The 20,036-nt window shown below is 46.4% G+C and carries 20 protein-coding genes; 7 read left to right on the plus strand and 13 right to left on the minus strand.

Features of this window, described 5'->3' with window-relative positions:
* Positions 1 to 80: 80 nt before the first annotated feature.
* Entirely contained in the window at positions 81 to 1,775 is a 1,695-nt protein-coding gene (locus HPS57_RS06025) for a putative transporter (protein ID WP_172181180.1), read from the minus strand.
* A 283-nt stretch (positions 1,776 to 2,058) separates the two neighbouring features.
* Here HPS57_RS06025 and mazG point away from each other — a divergent pair, with 283 nt between their 5' ends.
* From mazG to HPS57_RS06045, 4 genes are all read left to right on the plus strand, one after another.
* Complete coding sequence (gene mazG / locus HPS57_RS06030) at positions 2,059 to 2,853, plus strand: nucleoside triphosphate pyrophosphohydrolase (protein ID WP_172181182.1); 795 nt, start codon at positions 2,059 to 2,061, stop codon at positions 2,851 to 2,853.
* 70 nt (positions 2,854 to 2,923) lie between these two features.
* A complete protein-coding gene (locus HPS57_RS06035) occupies positions 2,924 to 3,508 on the plus strand; it encodes a lipocalin-like domain-containing protein (protein WP_172181184.1) in 585 nt (194 codons plus the stop codon).
* Between the two features lie 2 nt (positions 3,509 to 3,510).
* The gene (locus HPS57_RS06040; protein ID WP_172181186.1) at positions 3,511 to 4,428 is read left to right on the plus strand and encodes a ribonuclease Z; all 918 of its coding nucleotides are present in this window, start codon (positions 3,511 to 3,513) and stop codon (positions 4,426 to 4,428) included.
* Positions 4,429 to 5,021: 593 nt separating this feature from the next.
* Positions 5,022 to 5,693, plus strand: a complete 672-nt coding sequence (locus HPS57_RS06045; RefSeq protein WP_172181188.1) for a helix-turn-helix domain-containing protein — start codon at positions 5,022 to 5,024, stop codon at positions 5,691 to 5,693.
* A gap of 196 nt (positions 5,694 to 5,889) precedes the next feature.
* Here HPS57_RS06045 and HPS57_RS06050 read toward each other — a convergent pair whose 3' ends face one another.
* Complete coding sequence (locus tag HPS57_RS06050) at positions 5,890 to 6,270, minus strand: hypothetical protein (RefSeq protein ID WP_172181190.1); 381 nt, start codon at positions 6,268 to 6,270, stop codon at positions 5,890 to 5,892.
* Between the two features lie 148 nt (positions 6,271 to 6,418).
* Here HPS57_RS06050 and HPS57_RS06055 point away from each other — a divergent pair, with 148 nt between their 5' ends.
* Positions 6,419 to 7,324, plus strand: a complete 906-nt coding sequence (locus tag HPS57_RS06055; RefSeq protein ID WP_172181192.1) for an IS982 family transposase — start codon at positions 6,419 to 6,421, stop codon at positions 7,322 to 7,324.
* 16 nt (positions 7,325 to 7,340) lie between these two features.
* Here the strand turns inward: HPS57_RS06055 and HPS57_RS06060 are convergent, their stop codons facing one another.
* Positions 7,341 to 7,730, minus strand: coding sequence for a hypothetical protein (locus HPS57_RS06060; RefSeq protein ID WP_172181194.1), 390 nt, complete (start codon positions 7,728 to 7,730; stop codon positions 7,341 to 7,343).
* Between the two features lie 700 nt (positions 7,731 to 8,430).
* Here HPS57_RS06060 and HPS57_RS06065 point away from each other — a divergent pair.
* Together HPS57_RS06065 and HPS57_RS06070 are read left to right on the plus strand one after the other, a co-directional pair.
* A complete protein-coding gene (locus tag HPS57_RS06065) occupies positions 8,431 to 8,808 on the plus strand; it encodes a CidA/LrgA family protein (protein ID WP_172181196.1) in 378 nt (125 codons plus the stop codon).
* Positions 8,789 to 9,487 carry an LrgB family protein gene (locus tag HPS57_RS06070; RefSeq protein ID WP_172181198.1) on the plus strand — a complete coding sequence of 233 codons (699 nt, stop codon included), beginning with the start codon at positions 8,789 to 8,791 and terminating at the stop codon, positions 9,485 to 9,487. The genes HPS57_RS06065 and HPS57_RS06070 overlap by 20 nt, the downstream gene beginning before the upstream one ends.
* A 151-nt stretch (positions 9,488 to 9,638) precedes the next feature.
* On the opposite strand, the gene HPS57_RS06075 is transcribed toward HPS57_RS06070, so the two are convergent.
* From HPS57_RS06075 to HPS57_RS06120, 10 genes are all read right to left on the minus strand, one after another.
* Positions 9,639 to 11,060, minus strand: coding sequence for an aldo/keto reductase (locus tag HPS57_RS06075; RefSeq protein ID WP_172181200.1), 1,422 nt, complete (start codon positions 11,058 to 11,060; stop codon positions 9,639 to 9,641).
* Positions 11,061 to 11,084: 24 nt separating this feature from the next.
* Complete coding sequence (locus tag HPS57_RS06080) at positions 11,085 to 12,617, minus strand: 4Fe-4S binding protein (protein WP_172181202.1); 1,533 nt, start codon at positions 12,615 to 12,617, stop codon at positions 11,085 to 11,087.
* 27 nt (positions 12,618 to 12,644) lie between these two features.
* Positions 12,645 to 13,406 carry a twin-arginine translocase subunit TatC gene (tatC, locus tag HPS57_RS06085; RefSeq protein ID WP_172181204.1) on the minus strand — a complete coding sequence of 254 codons (762 nt, stop codon included), beginning with the start codon at positions 13,404 to 13,406 and terminating at the stop codon, positions 12,645 to 12,647.
* Position 13,407: 1 nt separating this feature from the next.
* On the minus strand, positions 13,408 to 13,599 hold the full coding sequence (locus HPS57_RS06090) for a Sec-independent protein translocase subunit TatA/TatB (protein ID WP_172181206.1): 192 nt from the start codon (positions 13,597 to 13,599) through the stop codon (positions 13,408 to 13,410).
* A gap of 175 nt (positions 13,600 to 13,774) precedes the next feature.
* Positions 13,775 to 15,076 (minus strand): acetylxylan esterase, encoded by a 1,302-nt coding sequence (locus HPS57_RS06095; protein ID WP_172181208.1) that lies wholly within the window; start codon positions 15,074 to 15,076, stop codon positions 13,775 to 13,777.
* A 39-nt stretch (positions 15,077 to 15,115) separates the two neighbouring features.
* Positions 15,116 to 15,979 carry a 4-hydroxy-3-methylbut-2-enyl diphosphate reductase gene (locus tag HPS57_RS06100; protein WP_369811464.1) on the minus strand — a complete coding sequence of 288 codons (864 nt, stop codon included), beginning with the start codon at positions 15,977 to 15,979 and terminating at the stop codon, positions 15,116 to 15,118.
* A 44-nt stretch (positions 15,980 to 16,023) separates the two neighbouring features.
* Positions 16,024 to 17,121 (minus strand): methylmalonyl Co-A mutase-associated GTPase MeaB, encoded by a 1,098-nt coding sequence (gene meaB / locus HPS57_RS06105; RefSeq protein ID WP_172181212.1) that lies wholly within the window; start codon positions 17,119 to 17,121, stop codon positions 16,024 to 16,026.
* Between the two features lie 64 nt (positions 17,122 to 17,185).
* Entirely contained in the window at positions 17,186 to 18,256 is a 1,071-nt protein-coding gene (locus tag HPS57_RS06110) for a DUF1573 domain-containing protein (RefSeq protein WP_172181214.1), read from the minus strand.
* A gap of 45 nt (positions 18,257 to 18,301) precedes the next feature.
* A complete protein-coding gene (locus HPS57_RS06115) occupies positions 18,302 to 19,246 on the minus strand; it encodes a ribose-phosphate pyrophosphokinase (RefSeq protein ID WP_172181216.1) in 945 nt (314 codons plus the stop codon).
* Between the two features lie 120 nt (positions 19,247 to 19,366).
* Positions 19,367 to 19,975: a thiamine phosphate synthase gene (locus HPS57_RS06120; protein WP_172181218.1), complete on the minus strand. Its 609-nt coding sequence runs from the start codon at positions 19,973 to 19,975 to the stop codon at positions 19,367 to 19,369.
* Positions 19,976 to 20,036: the final 61 nt, after the last annotated feature.

The following is a 20,036-nucleotide window of genomic DNA, read 5'->3' on the forward strand; positions in this document are numbered from 1 at the left end:
GTTAGTTTTCAAAGTTACGGTCTGTATGACTTTTGGAAATGCAATAGTTTGGTTCTTACGTTATTATATATCTGCCTGCATTATCCACAGCATAGGATTATTACCAGTTGGGCTGTGAAAATGCGCAGGAACATAGTCAGAGGGTAAACTGTGGAGTAACCTATGGCAGGAACTTCTTTTGAACATACAGAGTTCGCATAAGCGAGTGCCGGTGGGTCTGTATATGAGCCAGCTATCATACCCATTATGGTGAAATAGTTCAGTTGGTATCTCATACGCGCTATTGTTCCTATAATCAATATAGGTATTACGGTGATTAGGAATCCTGACAGGACATACAAGAGTCCGTCACCTGCAACAACAGTGTTCACAAAGTTCGCTCCGGCTTTTATTCCTACACTTGAGAGGAAAAGCACGAGTCCGACTTCACGCAGCATAAGGTTCGCCGACGTGGTGGTGTAGGTTACCAAATGGAACTTATGGCCGAACCTTCCGATTAGGATTGCTATGATAAGCGGACCGCCTGCAATACCCAGTTTCAGTGGCACCGGTATGTTTGGGATGGCAAATGGTATGCTTCCAAAGAGGATGCCAACCATTATGCCGATAAATATCGTTGCAATGTTCGGGTGGTCAAGACGCTTTATGGAGTTTCCGAGGATAGTGCTGACACGTTCCACATGTGTCTTCTCGCCGACAACCATCACCCTGTCACCTACTTGGAGTGCGAGGTTGCTTGAAGCAAAGAGGTCCATTCCCTGTCGTGTGACACGGGTCACGTTCACGCCATAGACACTTGAGAAATGCATCTTTGCCAACGTCTTGCCGTTGATTTCCGGCTTTGTGACAAGGATACGCTTGCTTATCATCTGCTTTTTCTCTTCCTGCTCCTTGAACTCCAGCACTTCTGTGCGTTCTCCGACAAAGGCGATGATGGCTTCCGCGTCGGCTTCCGCGCAGACACAGTAAATCTTGTCTCCAAATTCAAGTGTGGTGTCTCGCTTCGGGATTATCAGTTCGCTGCCACGGAGTATGCGTGAGAATACAAAGTCGCGCTTCATGAAATCATGGATTTCAAGGATAGTGCGTCCACAGATATATGAATTGCGCACAAGGAGGTGCATGAGGTGTGGCTTCTTTGCTGCATTTCCCTCGTCCTGCATCTCCAATGCCTCTTCCTCTTTGTCAAGTCTTGTACGTGTAATGAAGCGTATGGCAATTGTTGCGCCTATGATACCGACAACGCCAAGAGGGTACGCACAAGCATAACCGTTTGCTATTGGAGGCGCTGCTCCTTCGGCAAATACAGAAGACAATACCTCGTTTGCGGCACCGAGTCCCGGAGTGTTTGTCACAGCACCATAGAGTGTGCCTATGAGCATGGGCAGATTTTCAGGGTTGCTTGTGTCAAAGAATGCATAATAGCAGCCGAACATCACAGCGATGTTCAGGATTATGATACTTGTTGCCATAAGATTCATCTTCACTCCTCCCTCTCTGAAACTTTCAAAAAAGCCCGGTCCCACCTGCAAACCAATCATGAACACAAACAGAATGAGACCGAAATCCTGCACGAATGTCAGAATAGGAGTAGGGGCTGTGAATCCGAAATGCCCGGCAGCAATGCCGGCAAACAACACAAATGTCACTCCAAGAGCGATTCCTCCGAATTTGATTTTTCCAAGATAAACACCAACAGCAATGACTAACGCGTAAAGCAATGCTATATGCGCAACAGACTCAGTGCTGGTGAATAAGTTTATTAGCCAATCCATATGATATTTACATAATTTCGCTACAAAATTACTCATTATTTTGGTAAGAAAAGAATTTTTTTGTACTTATTTTTTGTTAGTGTGCAAGTTTTTGGAATTTTATATGTACTTTTGTATCGTGCTTCCTGACACACCGTGTGCGGAAGGGTACATCTCGTATTGCCGGCAACGGTAAATTCCATTTGACGCTTTATTGGAAAAGTGGTTGGATGAGAAGCCCGGCACACATGAAAACTGTCAGTTAACGTATAGAAATCTAACAATTAATATATAAATTAAGAATATGCATACACGTGAGGAAAAACTTGAGGCGTTCGGAAGGCTGCTTGACGTGCAGGAAACCCTTCGGGAAAAATGCCCATGGGACAGGAAGCAGACCAACGAATCATTGCGCCCTCATACCATAGAGGAGGCTTATGAGCTTTGCGACGCTTTGATGAAGGATGACAAGAAAGAAATCGTAAAGGAACTTGGCGATGTGATGGAGCACATTGTCTTTTACAGCATGCTTGGCAGCGAGAAAGGCGATTTTGACATTGCTGATGTCTGCAACAAGGAGGCTGACAAACTGATTTTCCGCCATCCCCACATTTATGGCGAACAACAGGCGGAGACAAGCGACGATGTCAGCAAGTTGTGGGAGCGTGTCAAGCAGAAGGAAAAAGGTGGAAATAAGACCGTCCTTTCGGGTGTTCCGGTCTCTCTTCCTTCGCTGATAAAGGCTTACCGCATACAGGACAAGGCTCGCAATGTCGGTTTCGATTGGGAGGAGCGTGAGCAAGTTTGGGACAAGGTCTATGAGGAAATAGGAGAGCTGAAGGCGGAATTGGAATCAGGCGATAAGGAAAAGGCACTCAATGAGTTGGGGGACTTTATCTTCGCTGTCGTCAATGCTGCGCGACTTTATCACCTTAATCCGGACACAGCCCTTGAGAAGACAAACCGGAAATTCACGCACCGTTTCAATTATGTGGAGGCGAAGGCGAAGGAAATGGGCAAGGAACTTAAGGACATGACACTTGCAGAAATGGATGAACTTTGGGAAGAGGCTAAAAGCTCGGAACGAACTGTTTCGTGATGCCTGACTCTTCAGGGCATGGATTTGGCATTATTGGACATTATATTAATATTACAACATTTTTATAATCATGAAAAAACTGACATATCTGTTTGTGGCATTGCTGGTTGCCGGTCTGTTGACAACAGCATGCAACGATAAAAAGACAAGTTCGTCGGAGGCTACTGCTGACAGCGTTTGTGTGGAAGAGCAGGACACTACCGTTTATGGTGTCTGCGGCGAGGGCACGACGATGCACAACCTTGAGTTGATAACAAATGACGGTGACACTCTTAATCTGCTGCTCGATACGGAAGAATCAGACGTGGAAACAGTTAAGGGAGGCCTGCTCAGCGGCGACAAACTGGCTGTCATTGTTACAGAACTGGACGGTGAGAAAAGTGCTTCTGTCGTTGTCAACCTTACTACCCTTGAGGGCAAATGGACAGGTCTTGACCGTAATTTTGAGATAGTTGACGGAGGAGAAGTATTGTCAACAATGCAGAGTGAGGCTAATCCGTATACAGCGTGGAAAATACATAACGGCCGCCTTCTTATGGGACGCGACTCTTTTGATGTCGTGACGCTTGGCGCAGACTCATTGGAATTGGAGAGCAGCAAGGGCATTTTTGTCTACAAACGGCAGAAAAAAGCCATGCCAAAACAGAAGAAATAGTAATGGAACCTTTTAAGATACATATTTTGGGCTGCGGTTCTGCGACACCGCGACTGCAGCATTTCCCCTCTTCACAGGTGGTGGAGGTAAGGGGAAAGGTTTTCATGGTCGATTGTGCAGAAGGCACTCAACTGCAATTGCGGAAGACGCGTGTCGCGTTCACAAAGATACAAGCGGTGTTCATTTCCCACATGCACGGCGACCATTGCTTCGGACTGATAGGAATGGTCTCCACTTTCGGGCTTCTTGGCAGGACAGCACCGCTGCATATCTATGCTCCTGCCGCCATGGAGGAGTATCTGATGATGCAGAAAAGGCTCTTCTGCAAGGATTTGGGTTATGACCTTGTCTTCCATGCTGTTGACACAACGAAGCATCAGGTCATATATGACGACCGGAGCCTTACCGTGGAATCCATTCCGTTATGTCACCGTGTGCCGTGCTCAGGCTTCCTCTTCCGCGAGAAACCGGGACTGCCGCATATACGCCGTGACATGATTGACTTCTATAAAATCCCTGTCTCGCAGATTAACAACATAAAGTCCGGTGCCGATTGGACTATGGAGGACGGCACTGTGATTGAGAATGCGCGCCTTGTCACTCCTGCCGACAAGCCTCGGACGTATGCTTACTGTTCGGACACGAAGTATCTTCCCGAGCTTCACAAGATAGTTTCCGGCGTGGATGTCCTCTACCATGAGGCGACATATTCCGAGGACATGATGGAGAATGCTGAGAAATACTGCCATTCCACTGCCCGTCAGGCAGCGATGGTTGCCCGTGATGCGAACGTTGGAAAGTTGCTCCTTGGTCATTACAGTGCGCGTTATGAGCGTGAGGAGTCTGTATTGCTGGAGGAGGCACAGAAGGTTTTTGAAAACTCACATCTGACAAATGAACTGCAGGTGATAACGGTATAGAAGCGGTAGGGTAGGGCTATAATCTAATAGTATAATGTGCGAGTCGCAGCATAACAGGGATAGACGGTATTTGGTAAAGTGGAGCATTTCATACCGATGCGTAATAGTCTGACTGAATGTTGTTAATTGTTTTGCATTAATTCGAAATCTGTTATGTCGCCATGGCATAATATATGTATTATATATAAAAACAACAAGTGACAGGAAAGAACTTTTTCCTGCCACTTGTTGTTTTTATAACAATGATGTCTTGTTTTTGTTTCGCAGGATAGTTGAAAATTTATCGAATTCACGTCATTTGATTGGTTATATTAAGATTAAAATCTTTGTTTTTAGTGAAATACTTGTAGAATTACTTTTTGTACATAAATTAAGATGCGAAAACAAATTAAAACTATGGTTGTGTTGTGGTTTTATAGTAGTATTGTTGTTGAATTACATTAAACATCTATTTGTTATTTTGTTTTATATTGTAAAAACAACTATCTTTGCAGTGGATTTATAAAATTAAGTGTGACAATATTGAATAAAACATTAATAATAAGAGTGGAATTTATAGAAATTATTTGTTTAACATAATAAAAACATAGAAAATGAATTATAGTTATAATTATGCTTATTTGCAAGAATTCATGCAGAGCCATCACCTTCAGAAGAAAGATTTGCTGGAAGCATTAGGCTGCTCTGATTACACGTCACTAAATAAATGGCTTAGTGGAAAAGTTCCGGTTCATGTTACTGCCATGTTGAGGTTTTGTAACTATTACAATACACCATTAGCTGATTTTTTTGTGGACGAAGATGGATTGCCATGTGATTTTGAACCACGTATGCCCTCAGATAATGCACAACTACTCCCGACCGGTGGTTATGGTATGCGTGATGGAAGAGGGCGAGGGATTGTTGAAACAAAAATCACAGATCGTTCGATAAGAAGTTTTGAGCAGCAAAATGCAGTTGAAGAAGGGATTCTCCGAAAGGATGAACAGCTAAGTAAAAGGGAGGCTCTCTTGGCTGGTGGAATGATGCAGAATGCAAGAGTAGTGGGTTCTGGTACATCCGAACATAATCCGGAACAGGCAACTTCTGAAGCTATTCTTACAGCGGAAAATGAAAACGTTGAAGAAATCAGGCGATTAGAGAAAATGCAAAGAGCGAAAGTGGATGAAATAAGGGAAAGATACGACAAAGAGCGTGAGATTTTGCTTGCAATCATTGAGCAACAGCAAAAAGACATATCATCTCTTTTGCGTCAGAGATTATAAACGGTCTATTACTCTCACGGTATTATATACAGTCAAGAAATTGCACTTCTATCTTGAATGTATAACTCTTTGCCTTTTTCTATTTCATTTTTATCTTTTATAGTCAAACAGAATTGATTTGCGAAAATAATTGAAATATTATCGTTGATATTCAAATAATTACGCCTACGGATTTTTGCAATATATTTCTGTTTGACTATAATTTATCCAATTCCAAAGGAAGATTTTTACCTTTCGCCAATACGAATTTCCCGAGATCTTTTCGGCTCAACAATTCGTTAAAACCGTTGAATTCATTCCTTAATGCCTCGAACCCTTTTTGGTAATCATCATAGAATAGAACATCTGATAAATATGGAAACTCCAAGCAGATAACCAACAGTCTTTCTGTGGAAATCTTAGTGAGAATGTTTTCCGGTATTTGCAAAGAAGCAATACGTTCTTCAACCGAACTCATCTTTTCCCATTTGTCATCTCCCGGTTTCATGGGATATGTAAAATCCGTACTGCTTACCTTTTGGCTAAACGTACAAACGCCAACCATTGAGAATAAAATGATTAATAAAAACTGTTTCATATATCATCAAAATTACTATGAATATTTCTTTTTCTTAGATAAATAACGTGAGTTCGACGAAATTAATCGTCTGAAAAATTTGGTGAATAGCGGAAATTGTTGTAACTTTATAGTGCTCAAGTACAAAGAATTACAAACAATCTCCGCAATGTTCACCGAAGACAAAATTACAGAAATTTTCTTTATGGCAGATGAATTCTGCAAGTTTTTTAACATTTATATGGAAAAACATGCCATTAACGACGGTAAAAAACGCAGATATCACCGTGCAAGCACTCTTTCCGACGCTGAAGTGATGCTGATAGTGATACTTTTCCACAACTCCGGCTACCGCTGCATGAAGCATTTCTATGTTGAGCATGTCTGCCGTCACATGAGGCACTTGTTTCCAAAAGTTGTTTCCTACAACCGTTTCGTAGAGCTGCAAAAGACGGTTGCCATCCCGCTTGCCTTCTTCATAAAGAAAGTGCTTTTGGGCAAATGTACAGGCATAAGCTTTGTTGACAGCACGCCTCTGCGTGTCTGCAGGAACCAGCGTATACACATCCATAAGGTCTTCAAGGGCATAGCCGCACGAGGGAAATGCTCGATGGGGTGGTTCTTCGGGTTCAAGCTCCATCTGATATGCAATGAGAAAGGTGAGCTCCTTAACTTTACGCTCACACCCGGAGATGTCGATGACAGGAAACCGCTTGAATGCAAGTCATTTATGGAGTTTATATATGGGAAGCTTGTCGGAGACAAAGGGTATATAAAGAAAGAGCTCTTCCAAAGGCTTTTTGTGGACGGGATACAGCTGATAACGAAGCTGAAGAGCAATATGAAAGGAGCGCTGATGAGCGTGTCCGACAAGCTGCTTCTCAGGAAAAGGGCTGTCATAGAGACCGTCAACGATGAGCTGAAGAACATTGCGCAGGTGGAGCATTCAAGGCACAGGTCGTTCGGGAACTTTGTCGTAAACATGCTTGCAGCATTGGCGGCATACTGCTTCTTTCCAAAGAAGCCGTGCATCAATGTAAAAAGGACGATTGACACACAAATTGCCATATTCTAAATTCGTCGAACTCACGTTAAATACATTTCCAGTCTGTTACCGATTCCCAAAATTTCTCGGTATCAATTTTCGACCAATCGAATTGCTCACCTTTTGAATTGAAGGTAAAGCATGCTAGACACGAGGAGAATTCATCGTACACATAATATACGTCCTCTCCTTTCCAGTTGCCTTTAATTGCTGCCAAATCTCTTATGTCGTAAGATGCCCTACTGTCTATAAATTCCGAAAGCCATACGGGAAGGTCTGCGTTTGCAATATCCTGTTGAGGGGTATTTCTAATAGCCTTACGGACTATTTCTACCGGATCTGTAACCGTATTTTCCGTTCTTTCTTCGGCAGAGCATCCGGCTAATACGAGACTCAGAAGAAGCAAGATAGTTTTTGCAAATAAATTGATTTTCATAGGCTGATTGTTTTTTAATTATTAGTAATAGTTTAGATAAATAGACAGATGTCAAACCTGTGCAGTTATACAAAGTAAACCATTTCGCTTATCAATAATATGTTATGAAATGGCTTAAGTGATAAGTTCGGGTCAACCTTTGCCCCAAATCAATACCGCTGTATCAATATTTTGCTTCAAATTTAATAAATAATTTGTAATTACCAAAAAAAATAACGCAAATTAATAATATTTTAACACATAACTATTCTGATACAGTCTCTTTCCTGACTTTGTCACTCAAAAAAGTTTCAAAATGATTTGCTCTGATTTATACGAAACACAATGTTTGCTATATGTGAATATATATCCTTGATAATCAGGTTTTTGGTGGGATTGCTGCGTGTTTGCCTGTTGAGGTCAAATCTGGACATGACAAAAGGTTACCTTTTACCGTATGAAAGGTTACCTTTTATGATGCCTATGGTAACCTTTCGCAACACGAAAGGTTACCATAGGTTTTTCAGTGTGTGACTGTGGTGGGGTGGATTGTCTGTTTTGGTGGTATATTCAGTTTTGTAGTGTTAAATGTTTTTACAAATTGCGTTGTATGGCAGAAAATCATTACCTTTGCAAACTATTTGTTACGTTGCCTGTAATCTTTGGGGTGGCAGGCGTCCATGCGGACATTATTTCAGGAACAAAATATAGATTATTGGTTATGATTACACAATGTGCGGTACTGTTTGCCTTCCTTGCTGTTGGCGAACTCATTGTATGGGCTACCGGAGTGCCTGTCCCGTCTTCCATTATCGGTATGCTTTTGCTGGCTGCTGCTTTGCGTCTGAAGGTTGTGAAGCTGCGCCATGTTGAGGGAGTAGCGGATTTTCTTGTCCGCAATCTTGGTTTCTTTTTCGTCCCGGCAGGTGTCGGTGTGATGCGCTGCATGGGCATTATCCGTGACCAGTGGCTGCCTATCGTCGGTGCTACCGTGGTCAGCACGTTTGTCATTATTGCCGTCACAGGCTGGGTGCATCAGCTTGTGCGCCGCTATTTCTCACACATATCCATTCATGGTCATGGAATTTCTTCAAAATAAATATTTCCTTTTGGCACTGACTTTTGCCGCATTCATTGGAGCGCAATGGATAAGGCGGCGCACAGGTGTGGCGCTTCTCAATCCTATTCTTGTCGCTATCATCGGCATTGTTGCGTTCCTGCTCCTTACGGGCATAGACTATGACTGTTATGCTGAGGGCGGTTCGTACATAGACTTTTGGCTGAAGCCTGCTGTTGTCGCACTTGGTGTGCCACTCTATCGTCAGCTGGAGTCCATTCGCAAGCAGCTGCTTCCACTGTTGCTGGCGGAGCTGGCAGGGTGTGTTGCAGGTCTTGTGTCGGTGGTTTTGGTGGCCCGTCTGTTGCAGGCGACACCGGAAGTTGTCCTTTCCCTTGCCCCGAAGGCTGTCACCACACCGATTGCCATGGAGGTTTCGCAGACGATTGGCGGCATACCGGCATTGACGGCTGCCGTTGTTGTTTGCACAGGAATCTTTGGAAGTATGGCAGGATTCTCCATGGTGCGCATGAACCGCATCAAGAGTCCTATTGCCGGAGGGCTGTCAATAGGCACGGCTTCCCATGCTGTTGGCACTGCTGCCGCTTTTGAGCGCAGGGGCATGCGTTATGGAGCGTACTCCTCTTTGGGACTGACACTTAATGGTTTGCTGACTGCATTGCTTTCTCCGTTTATCCTTCCGCTGCTTGGCTATTGCTGAAAAACTGTATTTGTGATAAATAAATTGCTCGAAGAAAACAAAGAATCAAAAGAAATTGCTTCGCTATAAATGCGTCACCCGCTGTATGAAGCGATTCTTTTGGTTCTTTGCTTTATTCGAGCAATATTTGTATGGAGTAGGAATCCGCCTGTTAAAGTTTGTCGGAATAGCGGCGCACTTCCTCCGTAAACTTGTCTATGCGTCGCATTTCGGCAGGGATATTAATGCGCTGCGGACAATGCTCGTTGCACACCTTGCAGCCAACACAATGGTCTGCCTGACGGAGTTTCGGCACACTGCGGTCGTAGCCGATGAGGTAGGCACGGCGGTGCTTGGCATATTCCGGGTCTTTCTCGCCGCGGTTTGGCATTATGCCGTCATTGATGCACTTGTTGAAATGGCTGAAAATGGCAGGGATGTTCAGACCGTAAGGGCACGGCATGCAGTAGTTGCATTCGTTGCATGGTATGGTTTTGAGGTTGTAAATCTCGTCAGCGATGGACATAAGCAGCTTGTCCTCCTCCTTGGTGACAGGGTCAAGGGGTGAATATGTCGCGACATTCTCCTTGAGATGCTCCATGTAAGTCATGCCACTGAGCACTGTCAGCACCCCTTCCGGTGTGCCGGCATAGCGGAAAGCCCAGCTTGCGACGCTGTCTTCAGGGCGTCTTTGCTTGAGTTTCTTTGCTATGTATGTCGGAATGTTTGCAAGTCTGCCTCCGAGAAGCGGCTCCATGATGACGGCAGGGATGTTGCGTTTCTTCAGCTCTTCATAGAGATAGGATGCGTCAGTGTTGCGTGGGTTTATCTCGTCGGCATAGCTCCAGTCGAGATAGTTCAGCTCTATCTGCACGAAATCCCAATGGTACTTGCCCTCATCGTGCCATTTGAGGAGCATATCATATATTTTCACATCGCCATGATAGGAGAATCCGAGGTTGCGGATGCGTCCTTTCTTCTTCTGTTCCACCAGCCAATCGAGTATGCCGTTATCCATATAACGGCTGTTAAAGTTTGCAAGCGAGTCATCGCCTCCACCGATAGCATGGAGCAGGAGATAGTCAATGTAGTCCGTCTGAAGATATTTCAGTGAGTCTTCAAACATCTTTATCGATACCTCGCGTGGCCATGTCTCAGGGGAAAAGTTTGACAACTTTGTGGCAATGAAGTATTTGTCACGCTTGTGTCGCTTCAGTGCGATGCCGGTAGCGGCTTCGGAACGTCCCTGGCAATAGACAGGTGATGTGTCGAAATAATTGACTCCGTGTTCGAGAGCGTAGTCTATCTGACGGTTGACCATCTCCTGGTCTATGTCTGCATCACTGTTGTCCTTGAGTTTTGCGCCGTCGACGAGTGGCAGGCGCATCATGCCATAGCCAAGGATTGAGACCTTGTCCCCGTTGTTAGGGTTAGTCCTCATTGTCATTTCTCCGCGTGGCACCATGCTCTTGTCCGATGTTTTAGCCTCTGTTGCGCTGTCATTCTTGCCTTTGCAGGCAGCCAGCAGTGATGATGAGGCTATTGCCGTGCCGGAGAATATCTTTAAGAAATCACGTCGGTTTATGGTTTTCATTGTTGCTGTTGTTCGTTTGTCGTGTTATATTTCCCTATGTACCTCATGTCCTTCTACATAGATAGCCGACAGAGGGCGTACAGGGCAGAGGTTCTCGCAAGCGCCGCATCCGATGCAGACTGCCGTGTTGACAGCAGGGATTTTCAGCGTGTTCTTGTCGTCAGGGTCATCCTCCGGGTTGAGCGGCACCATTGTTATCGCCCCTGTCGGACAGTGGCGTGCGCAGTTTCCGCAGTCAATGCCTTCGCTGACAGGCAGGCAGTTCTTGCGAATCCATACGGCATGGCCTATCTGTATGGATGATTTCAGGTCTTTGCCTATCTTTGTTATTGCGCCGGCAGGGCAGAGATCGCTGCATCGTGTGCACTCCGGACGGCAGTAGCCGCGCTCGTAGCTCATGGTCGGCTGCATCAGTGTGGACAGGTTTGTGGAAGGGCGGAGGACACCATTCGGGCATGCCGAGATGCAGAGCTGGCATGATGTGCAGTGCTGTGCCATGTTCTTTGCCGAGAGAGAGCCCGGAGGTGTTAGCGGTGTTTCACGCTTCGGAGCCTCTTTGTCCTCTATCTCCGCCAGTCCGCCGTCAAGCTTTGCCTGTGCCGATGCTGTCGCTGCGGCTGTCGTTGCCATGGCGGAAGCGAGGAGGAATGAGCGTCTTGAGGTGTCCACGGTTTCTTTTTCCGTACTCTTTTTGTTTGTGTCAGGCTGTTCCGGGGTGCTTGCAGACTTTGCCTTTTGTGCTGCTTTATGTCCGAAAGTCAGTGCGTCATGCTTGCATTTGTCTATGCAGTCGCCGCATGTCACGCATCTGCTGTAGTCTATTTCATGGTTCTTGAAATCAATGCATGCCGCTTTGCAGTTGCGTGCGCACAGTCCGCAGTTTACGCATTTGTCACTGTTGAAGTGCACTTTCATGTAGGAATGTCGTGCAAAGATGCTCAATATTGTGCCCACAGGGCATATTGTGTTGCAGTAAGTTCTGCCTCCGCGCACTGCCAAGACTATGATAATGAGGAGTGTCGCTACAGCAATCCCTACCGTGACAGTGCTGCGCATCCACACTTCCGTAGAGTAGAAAGCGTAGCTGTCATAATGTTCGGCTACCATGGCAAGGAGGTTGTTGCCCCATTGCCATACAGGAAGGAGCAGGGAAGCTACCATTCTGCCATAGCTGCTGTAAGGGGCGAGGAGGGAAACGATGATGTTCACTCCGGCTAATGCTGAAGCGATGAAGACGAGAAGCATGGCATAGCGCAGGATTTTCTTCTCCGGTGAGTAGCTGAAGCGGTTGCGCTTCATTTTGCTTCTGCCTTTGGAGATGATGTCCTGAAGGATGCCAAGTGGGCAGATTACTGAACAGTAGATGCGTCCGAACACCAATGTCAGGGCTATTATTCCAATGACAACGCCGATGTTCAGTGCGTAGAATGCCGGCCAGAACTGTATTTTCGCCATCCAGCCGAGCCATGAATGGAGCGTTCCTGTAAAGTCAAGGAACAGCAGTGTGACGCCAATGAACATCACGGTTGCGAATAGGATTCTTGTTTTTCTCAGCATAAAAGTTTGTTATTCCTGTTTCTTAGTTTATGATTTTGTCATGCTTACAATGAGGATGCTTGCCTCATACAGCAGCCATATAGGCAGGCTGACGAGCGTAAGAGTGAAGATGTCGGAAGTAGGGGTTATGGCTGCCGCCACAATCAGTATTGCCACAATGGCATGGCGTCGGAAATGGCGCATCCATTCCGGGCGCAGCAGTCCCATTACGGCAAGCACCCAGCACACCACAGGCAGTTCGAACATGATGCCGAAAGTCAGTGTCATCATCATGAATGTGTCGATGTAGGAGCTGACAGTAAGCATGTTGTCAATGTCCGTGCTGACTTGGTATGTCCCAAGAAACCTTACTGTGAGTGGGAAGATAAGGGTGTAGTTGACTGCCATGCCTATGATGAACATGGCATAGCCTGACAACACAGCCTTTACTGATGCTTTGCGCTCGTTGGCATAGAGTGCAGGGGAGATAAAGCGGAACAACACATATATTATATAAGGTGACGCCACGGCTATTCCGGCGATGGCTGCCACTTTCAGGTGTATCATGAATTGTTCCGTCAGTCCTGTGTTTATGAGATGCAGGGTGAAAGGTTCTGCACCGAGAAGTCTGTAGGTGAGGAAATCCCCGTGCGACGGTGCGAGTACAATTCCGAACAGTTGGTCTTTCATGAAGAAAGCCATGACACCGCTTATCATTACCGCTGCGACAATCTTTATCAGGCATGACCGCAGTGCATCAAGATGTTCCCAAAACGATAGGTTGTCAGCGGGAAGGTCTTGCTTGCTCATTTCATTTCCCACTGTTTGCCTTTGTCGCCGCATCTTCTTTCTTGTCAGGCTGCGGTTCCTCTATTCCGTTGACGCCGTCTTTGAAGCTGCGCACTCCTTTTCCGAGTCCGCGCATAAGCTCCGGGATTTTCTTTCCTCCGAAAAGCAGAAGGATTACCAAGGCTATAAGAATGATTTCCTGTGTTCCAATCATGATGTTCTGTAGTTTTTAGTTGATGGATAGTTTTTTAATACATGGCTGCAAGACAGCCGTTTGTGTTTGCAAATTTACAAAAAAATACCCATATTACCAAAAGAATCAGTAATATGGGCAATTTTTCCGCCATTAAGTCAATGGTTTTATGAGTTGTTTGTCTGTTGGACGGGATTTATTTCAGATGTTTCTGTATCCATTTCATGTGTCCGTATTCTGTGGCATCAGATGTCCAATGCTCATTGACAGGAGTGATGAGCGCCTCTTTCTCGCATTTCAGCACATTGTACACAGCATAGGAGGTGGTAGGAGGGCAGGTGTTGTCGTTGTATCCCCATGTCATATAAGTAGGGCAAGTGATTTGGCGTGCAAAGTTCACGACATCGTAATAAGCCATGACCTTTATCTTTTCCGGTGTCAGCATTCCTTTCGCTTTTTTGAAATGCGGATAACCGCCTGTGCGTCCCTGTTCCGCATATCCTGCCATATCGGATAGGGCAGGGTGGTTTGCCACACACAGTGTCACACGTTTGTCGATGCCTGCTGCCACCATAGCCAGTGCGCCTCCCTGGCTTCCGCCCTGGAAAGCGACATTTTTTCCGTCCCATTCAGGCAGGGATGTCATGAAGTCTGTTGCACGGATGAGTGCGAGATAGACATGGCGCATGTAGTAATTGTCGCGGTTGTCGAGTCCGTTGTCAAGGTAATTATTGCCGTCAGTCTGGAAAGCTGACTGTATTTCCTTGAAAGTCTTCTCCGGAGTGCGTGGGTCTATGCCGTGGATTTCCATTTCAAGTCGCAAGAAACCGTTCTCCGCATAGTATTTGTGGCGTAGTGGTTCCTTGATTGTCTTTATGCCTGCTCCCGGAGGACAGATGCATATCGGGTGGCTGCCCTGTTTCATGTTGCGTGGGTATGTCAGGTAAGCATAGACGCTGTGCTTGTTGTCGACCTTGAGTTTGATGAGGTCACAAAGGATTTTGTCTGTGCAATATTCCTCCGCACGCTCACGAGTATAGGAGAGAGTTTGTTTGAGTGACTGTTTCTGTGCATCCCAGAATGACATGAAATCAGACGGTTCCTTTGTGTAAGGTGTGATTTTGTTGACAGAGAATCCCACCTTTATATGATGTACATAAGTCGTTCCGTCAATGTTTACAGCAAGGTTGAGGTCGCGGAATCCCGGTGTCTTGCGTGAGCCGATGTTAATGTTGCAGCGTCCGTTCTTCAGGTTTGCCGTGCCTTGCTTGTCTGTTTGGAGCATGTCATTGGACAGTTTCCAGCTGACTTGTCCGTCACGTGGTATGCCATATTTATAGAACTGCACCTCTATTGTGGCGTTCTCTCCACATTCATACAGCCAGTCTGCATGGTTAGGCACTGTCACCCAAAGATAGTCTGCACGGTAAGGATAGTTCTCGGCAGCAACGTTCAATGTGCCCACTATCAACAGGAGTGCAAGAATAAGTTTTCTCATTGTGTTATAATTAGTTTTGATTAGTGTTGGATTTGTGCCTTATGCTCTTTTCTTTATCTCTTCCGCACACTGCTCCATAAGCCATTTCGGCGTGCTTGTCGCACCGCAGATGCCAACGGAAGATACATTTTCAAGCCATTTGTCCTGTATTTCGTCCGGACCTTCTATGAGGAATGTGTTCGGATTCACTTTCAGGCATTCGTTGTACAGGACTTTGCCATTGCTGCTTTTCCTACCGGATACGAAGAGCACAAGCCCATGTTTCTTGGCAAATTCGCGTATGTTGTCCATACGGTTTGCCACCTGTCGGCAGATTGTGTCAAAACTTTTGAATGTGCATCCGCTTGCTATATGCTGCCGGCAGTATTCTATTATTCGCCTATATTCCCCAAGCGATTTCGTCGTTTGTGAGTATAGGAAAATGTCGCGGTTAAAGTCTATGGCAGAATCCTGCAATTGCTCGTAATGCTCTATGACGATAGCTTTGCCGTCAGTCTGCCCGACAAGTCCGAGAACCTCGGCATGACCGTTCTTTCCGAAGATGACAATCTGGGCGTTTGGGTTCTCTTCATGCTGTCGGCGTATGCGCCTTTGCAAGGCAAGCACCACGGGGCAGGTGGCATCGATTATCTCCACATTGTTCTTTTCGGCAATCATGTAGGTGCGTGGCGGTTCGCCATGTGCACGCAGCAGTACCCGGGCGTTATGCAGCTCTTGCAGTTCGTCATGCCCGATGGTCACCAAGCCTTTCTCTCGCAGCCTGTCACATTCCGTGCCATTATGCACAATGTCACCAAGGCAGTAGAGCTTTGTGCCCTCTGCCAGTTTCTCTTCAGCTTTCCGGATGGCAGTCGTCACACCGAAGCAGAAGCCGCTTCCGTTGTCAATCTCTATGTTCATGATTTGTTGATAAAGTGCAAAACTTCGGGCAGATGTCGGACAGGATGTTATTTCAGAGAATTGAAATACGTGTCAAGCAAATCGTGTGCCGCCTTGAAAGATGTCTTTTTCTGTGTCAGGACAGCATCCTCCGCAAGCTGTTTCAGTGCTTTTATTTCAGGATTTTGGTAGAAAGAGCGGCGGAGATACTCGTCGATTGTCTCGTACATCCAATAGCGTGCCTGCTTTGCACGGCGGTAGTCGAAATAACCGTTGTCCTTGACAAAGTCAATATATTCGAACACCATGTCCCACACCTCCTTAACTCCATTGCCGTAGAAACCGCTGTAACAGAGCACTTGCGGTGTCCATCCTGACTCCGGCTGTGGGAAGAAATGGAGGGCGTTCCTGTAGTTTGTGGCAGCCATGTGGCAGCGGTCGACATTGTCACCGTCGCATTTGTTGATGGCAATGCCGTCAGCCATTTCCATGATGCCACGCTTTATGCCTTGGAGTTCGTCGCCTGTTCCTGTCACTTGGAGCAGGAGGAAGAAGTCCACCATGGAGTGGCAGGCTGTCTCACTCTGACCTACACCGACTGTCTCGATGAAGATTGTGTTGAAGCCTGCTGCCTCACACAGCACAATTGTCTCGCGTGTCTTGCGTGCCACACCGCCGAGAGAGCCTGCCGACGGACTGGGGCGGATGAATGCGTCCTCACGTTGTGTGAGTTTCTCCATGCGAGTCTTGTCGCCGAGAATGGAGCCTTGGGAGCGTTCCGATGACGGGTCGATGGCAAGGACGGCAAGTTTTCCGCCGCGTGTGTCAAGGATGTGACAGCCGAAGTTGTCGATTGACGTTGATTTTCCTGCTCCCGGAACACCACTTATGCCGATGCGCACAGACTTGCCGCTGTAGGGCAGGCAGCGCTCGATGACCTGTTGCGCCTTCTCCTGATGGTCAGGTGCTTGGCTTTCAACAAGTGTCACGGCTTGTGACAGCATCGTTATGTTTCCCGCCAATATGCCATTGACAAGTTCTTCTACGGTATGTTCGTGGCGCTTGAATCGTCCCTTTTTGAGATAAGGGTTGACAGATTGCGGCTTTATGATGCCGGAATTGACTTGCAGTCCTGCATATTCGCTTGCGTTTTCTGGGTGTTCCATAACATTATAATTAGGTGTAAGTTTCTGTTCTCTTCTTCTGCTTTTTGGCAGAAGACACGATTCTTTATTCCTGTACCTCAATGATAACCTTCGGTTGTTGCGGGTCATTGGTAATCATGAGTATGCGCGGACGCTGCTTAATCTGCTTCATGGCATTGCCGTTGACAGTGATTTTCAGCTTTGCAGTCTCGCCCGGAGCTATCTTAGACTTGCTCAGTGAGACATTCATTCCTGCTGTGAACATCTGCAAAGCACTTATGATGAGTTCCTGCTTGCCAACGTTTTTCAGTGTGATGTCAGTCTTCAGTTTCTCCGGCTTGCCATGCATCTCTCTTTTCTTTATGACAGTCTTCGACAGTTCAAGTTGCGGAGCGTTGGCGATTATTGCTTGGTCTTTTGTCGGGAAAGCCGGGGTGAGTATGGCTGAAACCTGCAGTTCCTTGTCTGTAGAGATTTTGTCACCCGGTTGTTTGCCGAGATAAAGGGATGTTTGTGTGAGTCCCATGTCCCTCAACTTTGACGAAAGGAGCATGAAAGTGATTTCTCCGGCTTGGTTAGGGCGGAGTCTTGTCGGCGATACGTTCGCTTCAAGATAATCAGGAAGGTGCATCACTACAGGTTCGATGGTGCTGCCTGTAGTGTTGCGTATGTGCATCGTCAGTGTCGGCTGCGAGCCTTTGCTGACATCATCAAACTCAATCTCGTTGAGGTCCGTGCTGATTCCGCCGAGCATGTAAGGGTAGGAGCCGCTGAAATCCTGCACCTCGGTCACCACAACACCTTTTACAGTAAGCACAAGAGGCTTCTTCTGCCCTTCTTCATAAATCCATATCTCTTTCTGGAAATGTCCCAATTGCTTTGCGTCGTATGTCGCATCGACAACAAGTTCCTTGCCACCGGCAACCTTTGCATGTGAGGCAATGGCAGTCGTGCATCCGCATGAAGTCTCCACTTTTTTAATGGAAATTTGCTTTGATGACTTGTTTTTCAGCACGAATTTTGTGGTGACGGGAGTTCGGAACAGTACCTGTCCGCAATCGTATGTTGGGGTTGCGGTACTAAGTTTCTGTGCCATCACTTGTGTGACGGCACAGAATGCTATGAGATATAGGATGATATGTTTCAATTGTATCAAAGAATTTTGGTGTTGTTTTCCGGTGTGTCCTGCATACAGGAATCTTTAATTCTGTATGATGTACTGGTCGGAGATGCTCTCCTTGTCAAGGATACGGCGGATTGTCTCTGCAAACATGTCAGCGACAGACAGCTGCTTGACTTTCGCACAGCGCTTTGTGTAAGGGATGGAGTCTGTGAATACTATTTCCTCCAGTGCACTGTTCTGCACGCGTTCGCTTGCCGGGCCTGACATGACACAGTGGCTTGCTGTTGCGCGCACACTGTTGGCTCCTGCTTCGAGCATGATGTTTGCCGCTGCTGTTATTGTGCCTGCGGTGTCCACCATGTCGTCAACGATTACGACATCTTTGCCTTTCACATCACCGATAATCTGCATAGACTCGATGACATTGGCGCGTGCACGTGATTTGTTGCAAAGGACGAGCGGACAGTTAAGGTATTTCGCGTAAGTCTTTGCACGCTTTGCGCCGCCGACATCAGGAGAGGCGATGACAAGGTTCTCGAGATTCAGTGACTTTATGTAGGGCAGGATGACCGCAGAGCCATAGAGGTGGTCGACAGGGCAGTTGAAGAATCCCTGAATCTGGTCAGCATGAAGGTCCATTGTCACGATACGGTCGATGCCTGCAACTGTGAGCAGGTCGGCCACGAGCTTTGCGCCGATAGAGACGCGCGGCTTGTCCTTGCGGTCCTGACGCGCCCAGCCGAAATAAGGGATCACGGCATTGATGGTCTTTGCCGATGCACGTTTTGCAGCGTCAATCATCAGGAGCAGCTCCATAAGGTTGTCGGATGAAGGGAATGTGCTTTGTACAAGGAATACGTCGCGGCCACGGATAGACTCTTCATAGCTCACTGCAAATTCTCCATCGGAGAAAGTTGTGATAACCAAGTTGCCGAGCGGACAACCGAGACTCTGACAAATCTTCTCTGCAAGGTATCTGGTCGCTGTGCCAGAGAATACCATAAAGTTTTTTGAATCAGACATTTTGATTGTATAGTCGTTATGAAATGTTAGCGTATTGTGTGTGGGTTTTGCTTTTTTATGTTGCTTTTATTTTCAGCTTTTTGTTTCCGATTGTTTTTTTGTTGACGTAGTGGGCAACAACTATCTTGCCAGTTTGCGCAATCGTTGGAAATGCTGTATGACATCGTTGTAGTCCACTTGGCTGTGGATATCGAACCTGTTCCAGATGTCACTGCACAGTACCACTCCGCCAAATCCGGCATCATGTGCCCACCGTATATTGTCAGCATTCATGCCACCGAAGGCATATACGTGCTTGTCTATGAGTCCCTGACGGCTGGCCTCATAGATGGTTGATTCGGAAAAGCTTGGTTTGGAGCTGTTGTTTTGCTGCCTGTCGAAGATGTCATGCAGGAAAATATACTGTGATTTCTTCTTTGTCTCTTTCAGTTTTGAGAGGTCTGTGCAGCTTCTGGTCACCTTTCCGCGGTAGCCTTGCGGTACATCAGCGTCAGGGTCGTCAAGGTGTATTCCTGCAAGGTCAAACTCCTGCTTCATGTAGAAGTGCTCGTGTATGACGATGTTGCTGTGGTAATCTTCCGGTATGAGAGTCAGGAGACGCTCGAAATATAGCGGTGATGAGCCCGGCTTGTAGAGGTGCAGCGAATCGAGTCCCTCATCGAAAAGGGCTGTGATGATTCTGTCCTCCTCGATGAAGAATTGCGGTTGTGTTATTATGACGAGTTTCATCTGTCTATATAATTTTCTGCAAAGGTAAAGAAAAAACGGCAAACATCCAATAAACCATTAT

It is taken from the genome of Palleniella intestinalis (assembly GCF_013166595.1).
Classification (GTDB): domain Bacteria; phylum Bacteroidota; class Bacteroidia; order Bacteroidales; family Bacteroidaceae; genus Prevotella; species Prevotella intestinalis.

Coding starts and splice junctions, on each gene's coding strand:
- HPS57_RS06025 (WP_172181180.1), bottom strand. CDS start 1,775: ATGGATTGGCTAATAAACTTATTCACCAGCACTGAGTCTGTTGCGCAT.
- mazG (WP_172181182.1), top strand. CDS start 2,059: ATGCATACACGTGAGGAAAAACTTGAGGCGTTCGGAAGGCTGCTTGAC.
- HPS57_RS06035 (WP_172181184.1), top strand. CDS start 2,924: ATGAAAAAACTGACATATCTGTTTGTGGCATTGCTGGTTGCCGGTCTG.
- HPS57_RS06040 (WP_172181186.1), top strand. CDS start 3,511: ATGGAACCTTTTAAGATACATATTTTGGGCTGCGGTTCTGCGACACCG.
- HPS57_RS06045 (WP_172181188.1), top strand. CDS start 5,022: ATGAATTATAGTTATAATTATGCTTATTTGCAAGAATTCATGCAGAGC.
- HPS57_RS06050 (WP_172181190.1), bottom strand. CDS start 6,270: ATGAAACAGTTTTTATTAATCATTTTATTCTCAATGGTTGGCGTTTGT.
- HPS57_RS06055 (WP_172181192.1), top strand. CDS start 6,419: ATGTTCACCGAAGACAAAATTACAGAAATTTTCTTTATGGCAGATGAA.
- HPS57_RS06060 (WP_172181194.1), bottom strand. CDS start 7,730: ATGAAAATCAATTTATTTGCAAAAACTATCTTGCTTCTTCTGAGTCTC.
- HPS57_RS06065 (WP_172181196.1), top strand. CDS start 8,431: ATGATTACACAATGTGCGGTACTGTTTGCCTTCCTTGCTGTTGGCGAA.
- HPS57_RS06070 (WP_172181198.1), top strand. CDS start 8,789: ATGGAATTTCTTCAAAATAAATATTTCCTTTTGGCACTGACTTTTGCC.
- HPS57_RS06075 (WP_172181200.1), bottom strand. CDS start 11,060: ATGAAAACCATAAACCGACGTGATTTCTTAAAGATATTCTCCGGCACG.
- HPS57_RS06080 (WP_172181202.1), bottom strand. CDS start 12,617: ATGCTGAGAAAAACAAGAATCCTATTCGCAACCGTGATGTTCATTGGC.
- tatC (WP_172181204.1), bottom strand. CDS start 13,406: ATGAGCAAGCAAGACCTTCCCGCTGACAACCTATCGTTTTGGGAACAT.
- HPS57_RS06090 (WP_172181206.1), bottom strand. CDS start 13,599: ATGATTGGAACACAGGAAATCATTCTTATAGCCTTGGTAATCCTTCTG.
- HPS57_RS06095 (WP_172181208.1), bottom strand. CDS start 15,076: ATGAGAAAACTTATTCTTGCACTCCTGTTGATAGTGGGCACATTGAAC.
- meaB (WP_172181212.1), bottom strand. CDS start 17,121: ATGGAACACCCAGAAAACGCAAGCGAATATGCAGGACTGCAAGTCAAT.
- HPS57_RS06115 (WP_172181216.1), bottom strand. CDS start 19,246: ATGTCTGATTCAAAAAACTTTATGGTATTCTCTGGCACAGCGACCAGA.
- HPS57_RS06120 (WP_172181218.1), bottom strand. CDS start 19,975: ATGAAACTCGTCATAATAACACAACCGCAATTCTTCATCGAGGAGGAC.